At 63.8% G+C, this 17,084-nt stretch carries 19 protein-coding genes; 17 read left to right on the top strand and 2 right to left on the bottom strand.

The genetic code is table 11. From position 1 onward, the window contains the following. Nucleotides 1-3 precede the first annotated feature (3 nt). Nucleotides 4-678 (top strand): spermidine synthase, encoded by a 675-nt coding sequence (locus IVA87_RS15715; protein WP_247334125.1) that lies wholly within the window; start codon nucleotides 4-6, stop codon nucleotides 676-678. Here IVA87_RS15715 and IVA87_RS15710 read toward each other — a convergent pair. Beyond that, nucleotides 675-1,589, bottom strand: a complete 915-nt coding sequence (locus IVA87_RS15710) for an alpha/beta hydrolase (RefSeq protein ID WP_247334123.1) — start codon at nucleotides 1,587-1,589, stop codon at nucleotides 675-677. The two genes, IVA87_RS15715 and IVA87_RS15710, sit on opposite strands and share 4 nt — an antisense overlap. Nucleotides 1,590-1,753: 164 nt before the next feature. On the opposite strand from IVA87_RS15710, the gene IVA87_RS15705 reads away from it, so the two are divergent. From IVA87_RS15705 to IVA87_RS15630, 16 genes are all read left to right on the top strand, one after another. Beyond that, nucleotides 1,754-2,137, top strand: a complete 384-nt coding sequence (locus IVA87_RS15705; protein ID WP_247301191.1) for a hypothetical protein — start codon at nucleotides 1,754-1,756, stop codon at nucleotides 2,135-2,137. Beyond that, nucleotides 2,134-3,216, top strand: a complete 1,083-nt coding sequence (locus tag IVA87_RS15700; protein WP_247301190.1) for an alpha/beta fold hydrolase — start codon at nucleotides 2,134-2,136, stop codon at nucleotides 3,214-3,216. Before IVA87_RS15705 ends, IVA87_RS15700 begins: the two co-directional genes overlap by 4 nt. After that, on the top strand, nucleotides 3,213-3,806 hold the full coding sequence (locus IVA87_RS15695; protein WP_247301189.1) for a GNAT family N-acetyltransferase: 594 nt from the start codon (nucleotides 3,213-3,215) through the stop codon (nucleotides 3,804-3,806). The genes IVA87_RS15700 and IVA87_RS15695 overlap by 4 nt, the downstream gene beginning before the upstream one ends. Before the next feature lie 195 nt (nucleotides 3,807-4,001). Continuing rightward, a complete protein-coding gene (locus IVA87_RS15690) occupies nucleotides 4,002-4,457 on the top strand; it encodes a phasin (protein ID WP_247301188.1) in 456 nt (151 codons plus the stop codon). Between the two features lie 202 nt (nucleotides 4,458-4,659). After that, nucleotides 4,660-5,946: a DUF445 domain-containing protein gene (locus IVA87_RS15685; protein ID WP_247301187.1), complete on the top strand. Its 1,287-nt coding sequence runs from the start codon at nucleotides 4,660-4,662 to the stop codon at nucleotides 5,944-5,946. 196 nt (nucleotides 5,947-6,142) lie between these two features. Further along, nucleotides 6,143-6,913 (top strand): alpha/beta hydrolase, encoded by a 771-nt coding sequence (locus IVA87_RS15680; protein WP_247301186.1) that lies wholly within the window; start codon nucleotides 6,143-6,145, stop codon nucleotides 6,911-6,913. Between the two features lie 96 nt (nucleotides 6,914-7,009). Then, entirely contained in the window at nucleotides 7,010-7,876 is an 867-nt protein-coding gene (gene paaX, locus IVA87_RS15675; protein ID WP_247301185.1) for a phenylacetic acid degradation operon negative regulatory protein PaaX, read from the top strand. Between the two features lie 73 nt (nucleotides 7,877-7,949). Beyond that, the gene (paaA, locus tag IVA87_RS15670; protein ID WP_247334121.1) at nucleotides 7,950-8,942 is read left to right on the top strand and encodes a 1,2-phenylacetyl-CoA epoxidase subunit PaaA; all 993 of its coding nucleotides are present in this window, start codon (nucleotides 7,950-7,952) and stop codon (nucleotides 8,940-8,942) included. A 9-nt stretch (nucleotides 8,943-8,951) separates the two neighbouring features. Further along, on the top strand, nucleotides 8,952-9,239 hold the full coding sequence (gene paaB, locus IVA87_RS15665; protein WP_106942621.1) for a 1,2-phenylacetyl-CoA epoxidase subunit PaaB: 288 nt from the start codon (nucleotides 8,952-8,954) through the stop codon (nucleotides 9,237-9,239). After that, nucleotides 9,239-10,015 (top strand): 1,2-phenylacetyl-CoA epoxidase subunit PaaC, encoded by a 777-nt coding sequence (paaC, locus tag IVA87_RS15660; RefSeq protein ID WP_247301183.1) that lies wholly within the window; start codon nucleotides 9,239-9,241, stop codon nucleotides 10,013-10,015. The genes paaB and paaC overlap by 1 nt, the downstream gene beginning before the upstream one ends. Then, nucleotides 10,009-10,512: a 1,2-phenylacetyl-CoA epoxidase subunit PaaD gene (gene paaD / locus IVA87_RS15655; RefSeq protein ID WP_247301182.1), complete on the top strand. Its 504-nt coding sequence runs from the start codon at nucleotides 10,009-10,011 to the stop codon at nucleotides 10,510-10,512. Before paaC ends, paaD begins: the two co-directional genes overlap by 7 nt. A 137-nt stretch (nucleotides 10,513-10,649) precedes the next feature. Then, the gene (paaE, locus tag IVA87_RS15650; RefSeq protein ID WP_247301181.1) at nucleotides 10,650-11,732 is read left to right on the top strand and encodes a 1,2-phenylacetyl-CoA epoxidase subunit PaaE; all 1,083 of its coding nucleotides are present in this window, start codon (nucleotides 10,650-10,652) and stop codon (nucleotides 11,730-11,732) included. A gap of 55 nt (nucleotides 11,733-11,787) precedes the next feature. Then, complete coding sequence (gene paaI, locus IVA87_RS15645; RefSeq protein ID WP_247301180.1) at nucleotides 11,788-12,237, top strand: hydroxyphenylacetyl-CoA thioesterase PaaI; 450 nt, start codon at nucleotides 11,788-11,790, stop codon at nucleotides 12,235-12,237. A 41-nt stretch (nucleotides 12,238-12,278) separates the two neighbouring features. Continuing rightward, on the top strand, nucleotides 12,279-13,610 hold the full coding sequence (gene paaK / locus IVA87_RS15640) for a phenylacetate--CoA ligase PaaK (RefSeq protein ID WP_247301179.1): 1,332 nt from the start codon (nucleotides 12,279-12,281) through the stop codon (nucleotides 13,608-13,610). Between the two features lie 51 nt (nucleotides 13,611-13,661). Further along, the gene (locus IVA87_RS15635; RefSeq protein ID WP_247301178.1) at nucleotides 13,662-14,666 is read left to right on the top strand and encodes a zinc-binding alcohol dehydrogenase family protein; all 1,005 of its coding nucleotides are present in this window, start codon (nucleotides 13,662-13,664) and stop codon (nucleotides 14,664-14,666) included. A 113-nt stretch (nucleotides 14,667-14,779) separates the two neighbouring features. Then, nucleotides 14,780-15,859, top strand: a complete 1,080-nt coding sequence (locus IVA87_RS15630; RefSeq protein ID WP_247301177.1) for a YeeE/YedE family protein — start codon at nucleotides 14,780-14,782, stop codon at nucleotides 15,857-15,859. Between the two features lies 1 nt (nucleotide 15,860). On the opposite strand, the gene IVA87_RS15625 is transcribed toward IVA87_RS15630, so the two are convergent. Next, complete coding sequence (locus IVA87_RS15625; protein ID WP_247301176.1) at nucleotides 15,861-17,084, bottom strand: bifunctional alpha/beta hydrolase/OsmC family protein; 1,224 nt, start codon at nucleotides 17,082-17,084, stop codon at nucleotides 15,861-15,863.

Here is a 17,084-nt window from a genome sequence, read left to right as displayed (position 1 = left end):
GGCATGATTCCCTGGGAAAAGATCGACACCGCGCAAATCCCCGGTTCCGACGGTGAGCTCCGCCTGATGCGGCGCGGCAAGGAGTTCTCTATCAAGCTCGGCAGCAACGAGCTGATGAACAGCCGCTTGTCGGGCTCGGAGGCCGCGCTTGCAACGCTGGCGGCAAAGCAGATCGAGAACGTCGCAAACCCTGTCGTCCTCATCGGCGGCCTCGGCATGGGTTTTACGCTGCGCGCGGCGCTTGCCGTGCTCGGAGGCAAGGCGAGGATCGTGGTCTCCGAACTTGTGCCTGCGGTGGTGGCCTGGGCACGCGGCCCGATGGCGTCGGTCTTCGGCGACAGCCTCGACGATCCCAGGGTGAGCATCCGGGAGACCGACGTTGGCGAAATCATTCGGGCGCAGCGCTCCGCCTTCGACGCCATTCTCCTCGACGTCGACAACGGGCCGGAAGGGCTGACACGAAAGGATAACGACGCGCTCTACAATGCGGACGGTTTGAGGGCGGCCAAGACGGCGCTGCGGCCAACCGGCGTGCTCGCTGTCTGGTCGTCAGGGCCCAACCCGGCCTTCACCAAGCGCATTGCGAGCGCCGGCTTCGACGTCAACGAAGTCAACGTCCGTGCTACCGGCAGAGGCGGCGGCGCGCGCCACGTGATCTGGATCGCGAGGAAGGGCTAGGCGGCTTGCGCCGCCGCGCCATGCGCGTGGTCGTCGATGGCGCCGATGATCTCGGGCCAGAAGCGCATCGGCAGCGCGTGGCCCATGCCTTCGATCATCAACAGCTTGGCGCCGGGAATTGACGCTGCCGTGTCCTTGCCGCCTTCGGGATGGACCAGGGGATCGACGGTGCCGTGAATGACGAGCGTCGGCGTCTTCACCCCATGCAGCCGTTCCTTGCGGCTGCCCGAGGCGAGCACGGCGCGGAGCTGCCGGCCGACGCCGGCCGGATTGAGTCCGCGTGCGAACACGCGCTCGGCGCGTTCAGGGTCGAGCGCTTCCTCTTCCGGAAATGACCCGGCGCGCAAGATCTTCCAGGTCTGGCCGAAGCGGACCATGAATTCCTCCTTGCTGCGTGGCGGCGGCGCCATCAGCATTGCGGCGGCCTCGCGTGTCGGCGGTGGCACGCGCGGATTGCCCGTGGTCGACATGATCGAGGTCAGCGAGCGTACGCGCTCGGGAAATGACAGCGTCACCTCCTGGGCGATCATGCCGCCCATGGAGGCTCCGACCAGATGCGTCGACTTGATGCCGAGCGCATCCATCAGCCCGATCGTGTCCTTCGCCATGTCGATCAGCTTGTAGGTTGCAGCAACCGGAATCCTGAGGAAGCGTAGCTTCAGCAGCTCGAGCGGCGTCAGCCGCTTGCCGCCGGTCAGATGGCTCGACTTGCCGATGTCGCGGTTGTCGAAGCGGATCACGCGAAAGCCGCGCGCGGCAAGCTGCTCGCAGAACGCATCATCCCAATGGATCATCTGCGCCCCGAGCCCCATGATCAGCAGCAGCGGCTCGGCATTGTCGTTGCCGAAGATTTCGTAGCAGATGTCGATCCCATTGGCGCGGACGGTCTGGGGCGGCTGATGGACGTTCACGGTCGCTATCCCTTGCTGCTGACCAATGCTGTATTGCACGGTTTCCCGCGGCAAAGAAGCCGTGTGCGCGGCACCGGGCCGCTCGCCGGTTGACCGGCCCCTCGCAAGGGTGTGGTATGGCCCAAAAGAAGAGCATCGAAGCTCTCGACATCAGGAGGACGCCGATGACCGACAAGACCAACGACCCTGTCGCCATGTGGCAGAAGATGATGGGCGAGATGGAGAAGGGGTTCAACTCCTTCGCCAACCAAGCCATGTCGTCGCCCGAATTCTCACAGGCGATGAACCGCGCGGGAGGAGTTGCTGCAGGTGCTCAGAAGCAGCTCGGTGAACTCATGGAGAAGTATCTCGTCGCAATGAACCTGGCGAGCCGGCAGCAGGTCATGGGTCTTGCGGAACGGCTCCAGTCCATCGAAGCTCAGATCGGCGAGATGAGGTCGATGCTGAGTCAGATGGCGGCAAATTCCGGAATATCGCAAGGCGGCGACGGCGCCCCACGGCCGCCGCGGACGAAGCGCCCGCCCTCCGAAGACGGAGAGCGGACATGAACGCGCCGACGGGACTTGATTTCGCATCTATCCCGGAGCGCATCCAGACCGAGGTGCAGCGCGCGATCCAGCGCAGCATCAAAGGCGTCGAATATTTCTCGACCTCCGGCCCCACGCTCGGATCGACACCGAAGGACGTGCTGCATTCGCGCGGCACGATGAGCCTCTATCACTACCGGCCAATGTCGAACGAGATCTACCGCGTGCCGGTGCTGATCGTGATGGCCACCACCAACCGTGGCTACATTCTCGACCTCGTCCCTGGCCAGAGCTTCATCGAGTTCCTCTTGAGGCGCGGCTACGACGTCTACATGCTGGATTGGAGCGCGCCGCGGCCGGAGGAGAAGAGCCTGCGGATGGAGGACTATGTCCTCGACTTCATTCCGGATTGCGTCCGCCGTGTGCAAGCCGATTCCGGCGAGCAGGACGTTTCCATCATCGGCTATTGCTTCGGCGGGGTGCTGTCGCTGCTCTACGGCTCGATCCACAAGGACGGGCCGATCAAGAATCTGATCTGCTTCACTACGCCGATCGACTTTCGCGAGATGAAGCTGTTCTCGAACTTCTCCGACCGCCGCTATTTCGATGTCGACCATCTCGTCGATAGCGTCGGCAACGTGCCGCCGGAGATGATCCTGTCCTCGTTCGAGATGTTGCGCCCGGCCTCGCGCACGGTGAGCCAGATCCAGCTTTGGGAGAACATCTGGAACGACGAGTTCGTCAAGTCTTACCGCATGTTCGACCGTTGGGCGACCGACACGCTGCCGCTGGCGGGTGAATATTTCCGCACCATCACCAAGGATCTGATGTGGGACAATAAGCTGTTCAACGACACCATGTCGGTCGGCGGCCGCGCAGCGAAGCTCGAAAACATCAAGGTGCCGCTCCTGCATGCGGTCGCCGAGCATGACCACATCGTGCCTTATGACTCCGCAAAGCACCTGATCGCAAAGATCGGCTCCGCGGACAAGGAAGAAGTGATGTTGAAGGGCGGCCACGTCTCCCTCGTGGCCGGTGCCAACGCGGTGAAGCGGCTGTGGCCGAAACTGGACTCCTGGCTGGGAAAGAGATCGACATGAATGAGCAGCGTTCCTATCCGCGTCACCTCAGGACCGATGCCGGTGATATCGAGATCCGCCTGATGTCGCCTGGAGACGAAGCCGCGGTGCTGGCCTTCGGCCAAGGTCTTCCGTCCCATGATCTGTTGTTCCTGCCGCGCAATATCAGCCAGCCGAAGGTGCTCTCCGCCTGGGTCAAGGAGATCGAGCGCGGCGCGATCACGAGCCTGCTTGCGGTGAGGGACGGCAAGGTCGTCGGCTGCGGCACGCTGGTGCGCGATCCGCATTCCTGGTCGCCTCATGTCGGTGAGATCCGCATGGTGGTCTCGTCCGACGTACGCGGGCAGGGTGTCGGGAAGGCGCTCTCGCAGGAGACCTTTGCACTTGCGCTCGGAGCTCGCCTGGAAAAGCTCTCGGTGCAGATGACGGTCGACCAGCAGGCGGCGATTGCCTTGTTCGAAAGCCTCGGCTTCAAGGCCGAGGCTCTGCTGCGCGATCATGTCCGGGACGTCGATGGCAAGACCCACGACATCGTCGTGCTCGGGCACCATATCGCGCAGGTTCAGGCCCAGATGGAGGCCTATGGATTGCCAGGCGCGGTCCAGCACTAAGGTGAAGATCGGGTGGTCCGGGACGGCCGCTGACGAAGGCAGCGCGGCGCCTTTTTCTAAGGCTTTTCACGATTCCGTGATGCCGCAGTGCAATAAGGATATTGCATCGCACAATAGTCCATGCCATATATGTCGTGCCCCGGGCCATGCGGACGGGGTGAGCCATAGCTCAGCGCAATGAGGATGGAGGAACCCATGACCACCGAAACCAACACCGCCTTCGAGGGCTTCAAGGACGCTTTCAAGAACATCCAGAATTTGGAAGTTCCTGAGGCCGCCCGCGAGTTCGTCAAGAAGACGGCCAGCACCGCTAAAGACCGTGCTGCCGAAGCTTTCGCCGGCTCCGAGCGGGTGACCGCCGCCGTCGAGAACGCGGTGACAGAATCGATCGCCGAGGCCGGCAAGATCAGCCGCAACATTCAGCAGGCGATCTATGAGGACGCTGAGGCGTTCTTCTCGGGCATCGACAAGCTCGCGTCCGCCAAGTCGATCAGCGAGGCCGTCGAGATCCAGTCGAGCCTGCTCCGCGCCCGCGGTGAAGTGTTCGTCTCGCGAGCCAAGGCGACTGCCGACTATTTCGGCAAGCTCGCCGCCAACGGTGCGAAGTCTGCGCAGGACAATTTCGCCAAGGTCTACAACAAGACCGCGTGATACGGCGCCTTGGGACGAGAAACTGATTTTGAGGCCCGCTTCGGCGGGCCTTTGTTTTTTTTCGCCACCGTCACTGCGAGCCACCGGGCCCGCGCAAAGCGCGGCCCGATGACAGGCTCCGCGAAGCGAATCCAAAGTCTTTCCACGGAAGCAGACTGGATTGCTTCGCTTGGCTCGGAATGACGAGTACTGTGATGCAGTGATGACTCCATCCGCCGCCTTCTCCTTCGACACCCCTGGTGACGCCAAACGTGCGGCCGAGCTGCGCCGCGTGAAAGCGCTCGCGACGTTGGTTCTGGCCGCGACGCTTGCGCTCTTCATCGTCGCGAAGATCCTTCTGAACGTGCATCCCGTGTTCGGCTTCGTCGCGGCCTTCGCGGAAGCCGCGACCATCGGCGGGCTCGCCGACTGGTATGCCGTGGTTGCGCTGTTCAAGCGGCCGCTCGGCCTGCCGATCCCGCATACCGCGATCATCCAGAGCAACCAGGCCCGCATCGCCGACAAGCTCGGCGAGTTCATCCAGGTGCATTTCCTCGAGGCCGGACCCGTCGAGGCCAAGCTGAAGGAAATCGATTTCGGCTCCTTCGTTGCCGACTGGCTGCGTGATCGTAAGCGCAGCGACGATCTCGCGCGCTTTGCGCTGCGCCTGCTGCCGGAGGCGTTCTCAGCGACGGAGAGCTCGGGCCTGATGACCTTCATCATCCGCCGCATGTCATCGCAGCTCCAGGCGATCGACCTTGCGCCGCTCGCAGCCGGCACGCTGCGCGGATTCGTAGCTGAGGGGCGGCACCAGATTCTGTTCGACGATCTCCTGCGCGTGATGCACGAGACGCTGAATCAGAAGGAGACGATGGCGATGATCCGCGAGAAGGTGCGCGCGGAATTGCCGACCCTGCTGAGACTCTACCGCGCCGACAAGTTTCTGGTGAACAAGATCGTCGCATCCGCCACCGCCTTCTTCAATGAGGTGCGCAGTGATCCCAAGCATCCGTTTCGCGGTGAATTCGACCGCATGGTGCTGACCTTCGTCGAGAGGCTCGGCACCGACCAGGCCTATATCGACCGTATCGCCGGGCTGAAGCGCGATCTGCTGGCGCGCCCCGAGCTTGCCCAACTCGCCCGCACCGTCTGGGCCAACACGCGCTCCTTCATTGAGCGCAGCGCCAGCGGCGAAACGCAGATGCTCCAGCATCATCTCGCCGGCATGTTCGTTGCCGCAGGCGAAGCGCTCGCGGGCGATGCCGAGTTGCGGGGCGAGATCAACAAGGGCCTGGTGACCGTGCTGCGCAGCTTCGTCGCCGATCAGAAGGGCGGCGTCTCGACTTTCATCTCCGACCAGGTCAAGGCGTGGAATATGACGCAGTTGATTTCTCTGATCGAAATCAATATCGGGCGCGACCTGCAATACATCCGCTTCAATGGCTCGCTGATCGGCGGTCTCGCCGGACTTGTGCTCTACTCCGTCGAATTCCTGCTCCGATTGTTGTGACTTTTGCGTCACGGCGTAAGCATTAACGCCTGAGCCTATTGTCGCCTTGCGCCTCTCCCGCTTGAATATCGGGAACCGGCCGCCTAGCTGATTCATGTTGCGCTGCGGAACGTTCAAGAGGCCGGCGTGTTGGAATCCATGCCCATTTTCCGCAATGCAGCCGGCCTTTCCAGGAATTCTTCCCAGGGGAACATTGATGAGCGCAACTGCCCAGACGCTGCGTCCGCCGTCCCGCTCCCTGATGTTTCTGGAGGGGCGCGCGATCCACGAGTTCGGCGCATTCCTCGGCGCGCTGCCGCTCTTGAGCCTCGCGCCGCGCGGCGACGGGCATCCGGTGCTGGTGTTGCCAGGCCTCGTGGCCTCCGATTCCTCCACGCGCGCGCTGCGCGCGTTTTTGACCAGCAAGGGCTATGCGGTGAGCGGCTGGGGCCAGGGTCGCAACTACGGCCTGCGTCCCGGCGTCCAGCAAGCGATGGTCGATCTGGTCCAGGAACTCAGCGATACGCATGGCCGCAAGATCAGCCTGATCGGCTGGAGCCTCGGCGGCCTCTATGCACGCCAGCTCGCCAAGATGATGCCGGAGCGCGTGCGCCAGGTGATCACGCTCGGCAGCCCCTTTGCCGGCAATCCGCGTTCGACCAACGCCTGGCGCGTCTATGAATGGGCGAGCGGGCGGAAGGCCGACGAGGTCGATCCGCACTTCGGCGGCGAGCTCGCCGTCCCGCCGCCCGTGCCGACCACCGCCATCTTCAGCCGCACCGACGGCATCTGCGCCTGGCAGGGCTGTATGGAGAAATCGGGAGCGCAGACCGAGAGCATCGAGGTCGAAAGCAGCCATTGCGGCATGGGACATCATCCCGCGGTGGTCTACGCGGTCGCCGATCGCCTCGCACAGACGGAAGGCCAGTGGCAGCCGTTCGACCGCAGCGGCTGGCGCAGCCTGGCCTATCCCGATCCGCACAGGTGATGCTTCGCCTCTGCCCGTAAGAACAAACGGGAAGAGGAGCAACGGCGTGGTTCCCCTCCATTGTCGCGCCCGCACCAAACGCGCTATGCCTTGCGCATGGCACATCCGTTGTCCCGCATCATCGATCAGCTCAAGCGCGAGCCGTCGCGCACTGGCTCCATCGTCATCACCGTATTCGGTGACGCCATCGTACCGCGTGGCGGTGTGGTGTGGCTCGGTACGCTGTTGGAATTCTTCGAAAGCCTCGACATCGACAGCGGCGTGGTGCGTACCGCGATGTCGCGCCTTGCAGCCGATGGCTGGCTGACGCGCGAAAAGGTTGGCCGCAACAGCTTCTATCGGCTGGCCGAAAAGGGACGCCAGACCTTCGAGGCCGCGACGCGCCACATCTACGATCCGCCGCCGTCCAACTGGACCGGGCGTTTCGAGCTGCTGCTGATCGGCAATGGCGAGGACCGCGACGCCTCGCGCGAGGCACTCCGCAATGCCGGCTTCGGCACTCCGCTGCCGGGCGTATGGGTTGCGCCATCGGGCGTACCGGTGCCCGACGAGGCCGCTGGCGCGATCCGCCTTGAAATCTCGGCGGAGGATGACAGCGGGCGCCGCCTGCTCAGCGCGAGCTGGCCGCTGGACCGTACCGCGGACGCCTATGTGAAGTTCATGAAGACGTTCGAGCCGCTCCGTGCCGCGATCGCGCGCGGCACGGATTTGTCCGAGACTGACGCCTTCACCGCGCGCATCCTCCTGATCCACTATTACCGCCGCGTCGTGCTGCGCGACCCGCTGTTGCCCGAAAGCCTGCTGCCGGCGGATTGGCCGGGCAGGGCAGCGCGTGCGCTTTGTGGCGAGATTTATCGCGCGCTGCTGGCTCCGTCGGAACAGTGGCTCGACAGGCATGGAACTAACGAGAGGGGACCCTTGCCGGCGGCGCGGAAGCTTCTGGAACGGAGGTTTGGGGTCTGATATATGTTACAGAAATATCTTGCATGAACTAAATTTTGTTATACATTTCCTCCAACAAATCGGGAGGATGCGCATGTACACCCAGGCGCTGAACATGGCCGAGACCGATGATCGCGGTCTTGAGGACGCAGCCAGGGCTGCACAATTCCAGGCCCGCATTGATACCGAGGAGCGCATCGAGCCGAACGACTGGATGCCGGCGGCCTATCGCAAGACGCTCACCCGCCAGATCTCCCAGCACGCCCATTCCGAGATCGTCGGCATGCTGCCGGAGGGCAATTGGATCACGCGCGCCCCGACGCTGCGCCGCAAGGCCGCGCTGCTCGCCAAGGTGCAGGACGAATGCGGCCACGGGCTCTATCTCTATGCCGCCGCCGAGACGTTAGGGACCTCGCGCGAAGAGCTGGTCGATGCCATGCTCGCCGGTAAGGCCAAATATTCCTCGATCTTCAACTATCCGACGCTGACCTGGGCCGACATCGGCACCATCGGCTGGCTGGTCGACGGCGCCGCGATCATGAACCAGATCCCGCTGTGCCGCTGCTCCTATGGCCCCTATGCGCGCGCGATGATCCGCGTCTGCAAGGAGGAGTCCTTTCACCAGCGCCAGGGCTACGAGATCATGTTGACGCTGTGCCGCGGCTCGGAGGAGCAGAAGGCGATGGCGCAGGATGCGTTGAACCGCTGGTGGTGGCCGGTGCTGATGATGTTCGGCCCACCCGATGCCGCGAGCCAGCACAGCGACACCTCGACGAAGTGGAAGATCAAGCGCTTCTCCAATGACGAGCTGCGCCAGAAATTCGTCGATGCCACCGTGCCGCAGGCGCAATATCTCGGCCTCACCATTCCCGATCCCGGCATGACCCAGGATGCCGACGGGCACTGGCGCTACAGCGAAATCGACTGGACCGAATTCAAGCAGGTGCTCGCCGGCAACGGTCCCTGCAATCGCGATCGGCTGGCCGCGCGCCGCAAGGCGCACGAGGAGGGCGCCTGGGTGCGCGAGGCCGCGGCTAGCTATGCCGCCAAGCGCGCGCAGCGTCAGACCGCACAAGCCGCGGAATAGGAGATTACGATGGCCACGCCGAACACGCCGCTGTGGGAAGTCTTCATTCGCAGCCGCAACGGGCTCGCGCACAAGCATGTCGGCTCGCTGCATGCGAGCGACGCAACGATGGCGCTGCAGGCCGCCCGCGACATCTACACCCGCCGCGGCGAGGGCCTGTCGATCTGGGTCGTGCCGTCCACTGCGATCACCGCGAGCGATCCCGCCGACAAGGGCATGATGTTCGAGCCGGCGGAGTCGAAGATCTATCGGCACCCGACCTTTTATGAGGTGCCCGAAGAAGTGGGACATATGTGATGCCGGTCGCCAACATCCAGGTCTCTGAAACGCCGCTGGTGCTCTACGCGCTGCGCCGGGCCGACGATGCGCTGATTCTCGGCCACCGGTTGTCGGAATGGTGCGGGCATGCGCCGATGCTGGAAGAGGACATGGCGCTGTCCAACATCGCGCTCGATCTCATCGGGCAGGCACGGGAGCTCTATGGCTATGCTGCCAGGGTCGAGGGCGAGGACAACGACGAGGACAAGCTCGCTTATCTGCGCGACGTCAGGCAGTACCGCAATCTGCTGCTGGTCGAGCAGCCGAACGGAGATTTCGCCCAGACGCTGGTTCGGCAGTTCTTCTATTCCGCCTTCGCCGATCTCTATTGGCGCGCGATGATGACCTCGCGCGATCCAACGCTTGCCGCCATTGCAGCCAAGTCGGAGAAAGAGAGCGCCTATCATCTGCGCCATGCCTCGGAGTGGATCATCCGGCTCGGTGACGGCACGCACGAAAGCCACGCCCGCGCGCAGGCCGCGATTGATCATCTCTGGGCCTTCACCGGTGAGATGTTTGCCGTCGACGAAGGCGAACGCGCCCTGATCGATGCCGACATTGCGGTTGATCCGGCGAGCTTGCGCGGTCGCTGGTTGACGACGTTGTCGGATATCGTCAGCGAGGCGACACTTGAGCTGCCGCAGAACGACTGGATGCAGCAGGGTGGCCGTTCTGGCCGGCACAGCGAGCATCTCGGCCATCTCCTGTCCGAGCTGCAATCGATGCAGCGCACTTTTCCGGGGCTGACATGGTGACGGTGCTGGATCGCGACACTGACCTGCGCCGGCGCGCCTGGGATGCTGCGGCGAGCGTGGTCGATCCCGAGATTCCGGTGCTGACCATCGGCGATCTCGGCGTGCTCCGTGACGTCGTTCTGGACGGCGATCGCGTCGAGGTCGCGATCACGCCGACCTATTCGGGCTGCCCTGCCATGAACATGATCGCACTCGAAATCGAGCTCGCGCTGGAACGCGCCGGCTTCCGTCGTCCGAACGTGCGTACAGTGCTGTCGCCGGCCTGGACCACGGATTGGATGAGCGAGGAGGGGCGCGCCAAGCTGCACGCCTACGGCATCGCGCCGCCGCAGGCCTCAAGCTCGCGCCGCGCGCTATTCGGCGGACAGACCGTCGCGTGTCCGCAATGCGGTTCTGACAAGACCGAACTCTTGTCCGAATTCGGCTCGACCTCCTGCAAGGCGCTCTGGCGCTGCAAGGCCTGCCGCGAACCCTTCGACTATTTCAAGTGTCATTGAGCTGAACGAATGCCAACCCCATCGTCATTGCGAGGAGCTTTTGCGACGAAGCAATCCAGACTGCTTCCGCGGAGAGACTCTGGATTGCTTCGCTTCGCTCGCAATGACGTCGGAGAGACCGAACGAGCGGGCACGTAATGTCAGCAGCCGCACCGCGCTTCCATCGCCTGGCCGTCAACGACCTCCGCCGCGAGGCCTCGGACGCCATCTCGATGACCTTCGCCATCCCCGGCGAACTCGCCAGCGATTACGCCTTCACGCCCGGCCAATACCTGACGCTCCGCACGACGCTCGATGGCGAAGAGGTTCGTCGCTCCTATTCCATCTGTTCCGGACCCGAGGACGGCGAGATCCGGATTGCCGTGAAGAAGGTCGACGGCGGCGCATTTTCGAGCTGGGCGGCGGACGAGCTGAAATGCGGTGACGAGCTCGATGTGATGACGCCGACGGGGCGCTTCGGCCTAGTCCCATCGGCGGAGAGCGGGCGCATCCATGTCGGCTTTGCCGCGGGCTCCGGCATCACGCCCATCCTCTCGATCGTGAAGGGCATACTCGCGCGTGAACCGCAGAGCCGCTTCTTCCTGTTCTACGGCAATCGCTCTACCGACAACATCATGTTTCTCGAAGCGCTGGAGGAGCTGAAGGACCGCTTCATCGACCGTCTTTCGATCTTCTACGTCATCTCCGGCGAGGAACAGGACATCCCGATCCTGCATGGCCGGCTCGACGGCGACAAGGTGAGGGTGCTCTTGCGTTCGCTGGTGCCGGCGGAAAGCGTCGACCATGTCTTCATCTGCGGTCCATCAGGCATGAGCGAGGACATCGAGGCGACCTGCCGCGATCTTGGGGTCGCGGAAGAGCGTATCCATGTCGAGCGCTTCGTCTCCGAATTCGGCGGCAAGCCGCGGCCGAAGAAGGTCGTTGCCCCCGACGCGCCGCCGAAGGCGGTCGCATCCCTTATCATCGACGGCAAACGCCGCGACGTGCCTGTTGCCGAGGACGAGGCGATCCTCGATGCCGCGCTCCGCGCCGGCGTCGATCTGCCCTTCGCCTGCAAGGGCGGCATGTGCTCGACCTGCCGCGCCAACCTGATCGCGGGCGAGGCGCCGATGGACATCAACTACTCGCTGGAACCCTGGGAGCTGAAGGCCGGCTTTATCCTGACCTGTCAGGCGAAGCCGTCGTCGGAGCGCGTCGTGGTCGATTACGACCATGTTTGACAGTTTTGGCCGAGCAGCAGAGCATGATGGATAAACACTTGCCCGGGAGAAGCGCGTGAACATCAAAGCTGCTCTTTCGTCCGAGGATATTGCCCGCGCCTGTGCTGACGCGATGTGGGTGGAGGACGATGCTTCCAAGGGGCTCGGCATGGAGATCGTCGAAATCGGCCCGGGCTTCGCGACGCTGACGATGGTGGTGCGGCCGGACATGGTCAACGGCCAGCGCATAGCCCACGGCGGCTTCATCTTCACGCTCGCCGATTCTGCCTTCGCATTTGCCTGCAACTCGCACAATGAGCGCGCCGTCGCGGCGCAGGGCCAGATCACTTTCATCAGACCGGGCAAGCTCGGCGATCGCTTGGTTGCGAAGGCTAGAGAGGTCACCCGTGGCGGCCGCTCCGGCATCTACGACGTGCGTGTCACTGTCGGCGACACCGTCATCGCGGAATTTCGCGGGCATTCGCGTGTCATTCCCGGCACGTGGCTGCCGGCGCAGGATCAATAAGAGAGCAAAGAAAAGAACAAACGAAATGAGGGGAAACGAGGATGGCTCTGACGAGACTCAAGGAAGGTGGCAACACTTATAGCGCGGAGATGGACGCGCAGGAGCGCGCCTCGCGTGACCAGATCATGGCGCTGCAGAAGCAGCGGCTGGCCTGGTCGCTGAAGCACGCCTATGACAACGTCGCGCATTACCGTAGCGCCTTCGACAAGGCCGGCGTGCATCCGTCCGACTTTCGCGAGCTTGCGGATCTTGCAAAATTCCCCTTCACCGTGAAGACGGATCTCCGCGACAATTATCCTTTCAACATGTTCGCCGTGCCGCGCGAAAAGCTGGTGCGGGTGCATGCCTCCTCAGGCACCACGGGCAAGCCGATTGTAGTCGGCTATACCCAACGCGACATAGACACCTGGTCGGACGTGATGGCGCGATCGATCCGCGCTGCCGGCGGCCGGACTGGCATGATCATCCACAATGCCTATGGTTATGGTCTTTTCACCGGCGGACTCGGCGTCCACTACGGCGCCGAGAAGCTCGGCTGCACCGTGGTGCCGATCTCCGGCGGCATGACCGAACGGCAGGTGCATCTCATCAACGACTTTCGGCCCGACATCATCACGGTGACGCCGAGCTACATGCTGGCGATCCTCGACGAGTTCAAGCGTCAGAAGCTCGATCCGCGCCAGTGCTCGCTCAAGATCGGCATCTTCGGCGCCGAGCCTTGGACCAACGCCATGCGCGGCGAGATCGAGGACGCCTTCGACATGGATGCGACCGACATCTATGGTCTCTCCGAGGTGATCGGTCCCGGCGTGGCGCAGGAATGCATCGAGACGAAGGACGGGCTCCATATCTGGGAGGACCATTTCTATCCCGAGGTGATCGACCCCGAGACCGGCGTGGTGCTGCCCGACGGCGAGAAGGGCGAACTGGTCTTCACCTCCCTCACCAAGGAAGCGTTCCCGGTGATCCGCTATCGCACCCGCGACTTGACGCGGCTATTGCCGGGCACGGCGCGGCCGGGCATGCGGCGCATGGAGAAAGTGACAGGGCGCTCGGATGACATGATCATCCTGCGCGGGGTCAATCTGTTCCCAACTCAGATCGAGGAGGTGCTGCTCGCCACCGACTGGTGCGGCGGCCACTTCATCCTGGAACTCACCCGCGAAGGCCGCATGGACGAGCTCACCATCATCGCGGAAGCGCGTCCCGAAAGCTGGGACGGCCGCGGGCTTCTCGATCATGCCGACAGGGTATCGACCCAAATCAAGAATACGATCGGGATCAGCTCCAAGGTTCAGGTGGTCGCGCCGGCCACGCTGGAGCGCTCGCTTGGCAAGGCCAAGCGGCTCTATGACAAGCGGCCGAAGGATTGACTTGATCGTCTCCAAAGGCGACAAGCCCCGCAAGAAATCACGGGTCTTTCGATGTCGCCAGCCGATGCCAAAACCGTTGAAGCGCGCTGCGTCCGCCTCAATGCCAGGGCCGAGAACGCCGCGGCGCTTGCTCCGGTGGTCGAGCCTCAGACGCTCATGCGCGGTCCGAACGATCTCCTGATCGAGGTGAAGGCTGCCGCAGTCAATCCCTCGGATGTGAAGGCCGCAACGGGCCTGATGCCTTATGCCGTCTTCCCGCGGACGCCCGGCCGTGACTACGCTGGTGTAGTGATCGATGGGCCGGCCGGCACGATCGGCCGTGAGGTGTTCGGCTCGTCCGGCGATCTCGGCATCCGCCGCGACGGCACCCACGCAACCCATCTCGTGGTCGAAGCCGATGCCGTGATGGAGAAGCCGAAGACGTTGTCCTGGGAGGAAGCCGCCGGCATCGGCGTGCCCTTCGTCACGGCCATGGAAGGCTTTCGCCGCGCCGGCGTGCCGAAGAGCGGCGACACCGTGTTGGTGTTCGGCGTCAATGGCAAGGTCGGCCAGGCTGCCGTGCAGATCGCGACCTGGCAGGGCGCACGCGTGATCGGCGTGGTGCGCAAGGCAGAAGCCTATGAAGGCCACACCAACGCGCCGATCGAGGTGATCGATGCCTCCACGAGCGATATCGCCACGCGCGTGCGCGATTTGACCGGCGGCAAAGGCACAGACATCGTCTTCAACACGGTCGGCGATCCCTATTTCCAGGCGGCGCACAAGTCGCTTGCCTTGCGCGGCCGCCAGATCCTGATCGCCGCGATCGACCGCATCGTGCAATTCAACATTCTCGAGTTCTACCGGGGTCAGCATACATATGTCGGCATCGACACGCTTGGCCTGTCGTCGTCGGCGACGGGCGCGGTGCTGCGCGATCTCGGTGCGGGCTTTGCGAGTGGCCACCTGAAGCCGTTCCCGATCAAGGCGAATGCCGTCTACCCGCTGGAGCGCGCCAAGGACGCCTATGTCGCCGTCGCTGGCTCGTCCCGCGACAGGGTAATCCTGCGGCCATGAAACGCGTCATTGCGAGCGCAGCGAAGCAAATCCAGGGTCTTTCCACGGCGGCAGTCTGGATTCTTCGCTGCGCTCGCAATGACGGCGAATGGCTAGAGACCTGAGAACCACCGATGGAATCTGCACAGCTCGTCATCCTCGCCGGTCTCGTCATCGGCCTGATCTATGGCGCCGTCGGCCTGCTCAGTGGCTTCTGTCTGATGAGCAGCATGCGCGGTGTTCTGGCGGAGGGCGACGGGCGGCTGGTGCGCACTTATGCGCTGGCGATTGCGGTTGCGATCGCCGCCAGCCAGTTGCTGGCGGGCAGCGGCACGGTCGATCTCGGCAAGTCGATCTATCTGCAACAAACCTTTTCTGCGCCGGCGTTGTTCCTCGGCGGCTTGCTGTTTGGCTATGGCATGGTGCTGTCAAATGGCTGTGGCTCGCGCGCGCTGGTGCTGCTCGGCCGCGGCAATCTGCGCTCCTTCGTCGTCGTGATCGTGCTTGCGATTGCCGCGCAGATGACGCTCAAAGGCCTGATTGCGCCGGCCCGCATTGCGCTGGTTCAGGCGTCGCAAGCTACCGTCAACGCGAATTCGCTGCCGTCGCTGCTGGCCGCGCTTGGTGCCGCTGAGCCGGTTTCGCGCGCGCTCGCTGCTGCCGCGGTCGTCGTCGCGCTGATCCTGTTCGCCTTCGCGCAGCCGGCGTTCCGGCGCTCGCCGGGCCAGATCGCGGCCGGCGTCATCATTGGACTTCTCGTTGCCAGTGGCTGGTTCGCCACCGGCTCTCTCGGCGCCGACGATTTCAATCCGGTGCCGGTGACTTCGCTCACCTTCATCGCGCCGATAGCCGATAGCCTGCAATACGCCATGCTCTCGACCGGCCTGACACTCAATTTCGGGATCGCGACCGTCGCTGGCGTCTTCGCCGGTAGCCTGGTCACGGCGCTCGCGACGGGTTGTTTCCATGTCGAAGGCTATTCCTCGCCCCGCCACATGCTACGTTCGGCCGGCGGCGCCGCGCTGATGGGAATCGGCGGCGTGATGGCGTTCGGTTGCTCGATCGGGCAGGGGCTCACCGGAATTTCGACGCTGGCGCTGGGCTCGTTCGTCGCTGTTGCCGGCATCCTGCTCGGCACGGCGGCGGGATTGCGCGGTGCGCTGCGCGTTCAGCCTCTCAAGACGGCAGCCGGGGCTGGCTCATCGGCCCCTTGAGCTACTCCACGGCTTTCGTCACGATGCGGATCTCCGAGGTCAGCGTCCGGTGCACCGGGCACTTGTCGGCGATCTCCATCAACCTCTTGCGCTGCTCGGCATCGAGCGCGCCCTCCATTGCAATGCCGCGCTCGATCTGATCGAGCATCCCCTCGCGCGTTTCGCACTCCGCACAGTCCTTGGCATAGATCTTGGAGTGCTTCAGTGTGACCGTGACGCGGTCGAGCGGCAGTGACTTGCGCTCGGCATAAAGACGCATGGTCATGGAGGTGCAGGCGCCGAGGCCGGCGAGCAGGAAATCGTAAGGGCCGGGCCCGGCATCCTCGCCGCCGGCGGCGACCGGCTCGTCCGCCACCAGACGGTGCGGACCAACCGAGACGATCTGGTGGAACTTGCTCTTGCGGGTCTCCTGGACCACGACCTGGCGCGGCGTCTCCGGGAGATCCATCGCCTTCGCGGACTTTGCGGTGTCGACATAGCGGCTGGCCCAGGCCGCGATCACATCGGCTGCGTAGAGAGCATCGCCGGGCTTCGCCAGCAGATGGTCGGCGTGGTCGAGGGAGACGAAGCTCTTGGGGTGCTTGGCCGCGACGAAGATCTTGGTCGCATTGTCGATGCCGACGGTATCGTCGACCGGGGAGTGCATCACCAGAAGCGCTTTGTGCAGACGGGTGACGTCCTTCATCAGCTCATGCTCGACGATATCGTCGAGGAATTCACGCTTGATCCGGAATGTACGGCCGGCCAGCGAAACGTCGACTTCGCCCTGCGCGCGGATGTTGTCGATGTGGTCCTTGAAAAGACCGGTGACGTGGGCGGGATCGGACGGCGCCGCGATGGTCACAACCGCGGTGGCTTCGGGGATCTGTCCTGCTGCCGCGAGGATCGCGGCACCGCCGAGGCTGTGGCCGATCAAGACGGACGGCGCTCTGCGCGTCGCGCGCAGGTGATCGGCGGCGCGCACGAGATCGGCGACATTGGAGGAGAACGTGGAATTGGCGAAATCGCCCTCGCTGGAGCCGAGCCCGGTGAAGTCGAAGCGCAGCACAGCAATGCCCTTGGCCGCGAGCGCGACCGCGATGCGCTTGGCCGCCAGCGTATCCTTGCCGCAGGTGAAGCAATGCGCGAACAGCGCGAAAGCCGCAGGCTCTCCGTCCGGCAGCTCCAGCGCGGCCGAAAGCTGATGGCCGCCTTCACCCCTGAATTGAAAGCGCTCCGTCGCCAT

It is taken from the genome of Bradyrhizobium sp. 147 (assembly GCF_023073935.1).
Lineage (GTDB): Bacteria > Pseudomonadota > Alphaproteobacteria > Rhizobiales > Xanthobacteraceae > Bradyrhizobium.
The sequence above is the reverse complement of the archived record's forward strand: the minus strand, read 5'-3'. Positions and strand labels throughout refer to the sequence as shown.

What these genes read in the sequence shown, in the direction of transcription:
- IVA87_RS15715 (WP_247334125.1), top strand. Translation starts at nt 4, where the DNA reads ATGATTCCCTGGGAAAAGATCGACACCGCGCAAATCCCCGGTTCCGAC.
- IVA87_RS15705 (WP_247301191.1), top strand. Translation starts at nt 1,754, where the DNA reads ATGACCGACAAGACCAACGACCCTGTCGCCATGTGGCAGAAGATGATG.
- IVA87_RS15700 (WP_247301190.1), top strand. Translation starts at nt 2,134, where the DNA reads ATGAACGCGCCGACGGGACTTGATTTCGCATCTATCCCGGAGCGCATC.
- IVA87_RS15695 (WP_247301189.1), top strand. Translation starts at nt 3,213, where the DNA reads ATGAATGAGCAGCGTTCCTATCCGCGTCACCTCAGGACCGATGCCGGT.
- IVA87_RS15690 (WP_247301188.1), top strand. Translation starts at nt 4,002, where the DNA reads ATGACCACCGAAACCAACACCGCCTTCGAGGGCTTCAAGGACGCTTTC.
- IVA87_RS15685 (WP_247301187.1), top strand. Translation starts at nt 4,660, where the DNA reads ATGACTCCATCCGCCGCCTTCTCCTTCGACACCCCTGGTGACGCCAAA.
- IVA87_RS15680 (WP_247301186.1), top strand. Translation starts at nt 6,143, where the DNA reads ATGAGCGCAACTGCCCAGACGCTGCGTCCGCCGTCCCGCTCCCTGATG.
- paaX (WP_247301185.1), top strand. Translation starts at nt 7,010, where the DNA reads ATGGCACATCCGTTGTCCCGCATCATCGATCAGCTCAAGCGCGAGCCG.
- paaA (WP_247334121.1), top strand. Translation starts at nt 7,950, where the DNA reads ATGTACACCCAGGCGCTGAACATGGCCGAGACCGATGATCGCGGTCTT.
- paaB (WP_106942621.1), top strand. Translation starts at nt 8,952, where the DNA reads ATGGCCACGCCGAACACGCCGCTGTGGGAAGTCTTCATTCGCAGCCGC.
- paaC (WP_247301183.1), top strand. Translation starts at nt 9,239, where the DNA reads ATGCCGGTCGCCAACATCCAGGTCTCTGAAACGCCGCTGGTGCTCTAC.
- paaD (WP_247301182.1), top strand. Translation starts at nt 10,009, where the DNA reads ATGGTGACGGTGCTGGATCGCGACACTGACCTGCGCCGGCGCGCCTGG.
- paaE (WP_247301181.1), top strand. Translation starts at nt 10,650, where the DNA reads ATGTCAGCAGCCGCACCGCGCTTCCATCGCCTGGCCGTCAACGACCTC.
- paaK (WP_247301179.1), top strand. Translation starts at nt 12,279, where the DNA reads ATGGCTCTGACGAGACTCAAGGAAGGTGGCAACACTTATAGCGCGGAG.
- IVA87_RS15635 (WP_247301178.1), top strand. Translation starts at nt 13,662, where the DNA reads ATGTCGCCAGCCGATGCCAAAACCGTTGAAGCGCGCTGCGTCCGCCTC.
- IVA87_RS15630 (WP_247301177.1), top strand. Translation starts at nt 14,780, where the DNA reads ATGGAATCTGCACAGCTCGTCATCCTCGCCGGTCTCGTCATCGGCCTG.
- IVA87_RS15625 (WP_247301176.1), bottom strand. Translation starts at nt 17,084, where the DNA reads ATGGCGACGGAGCGCTTTCAATTCAGGGGTGAAGGCGGCCATCAGCTT.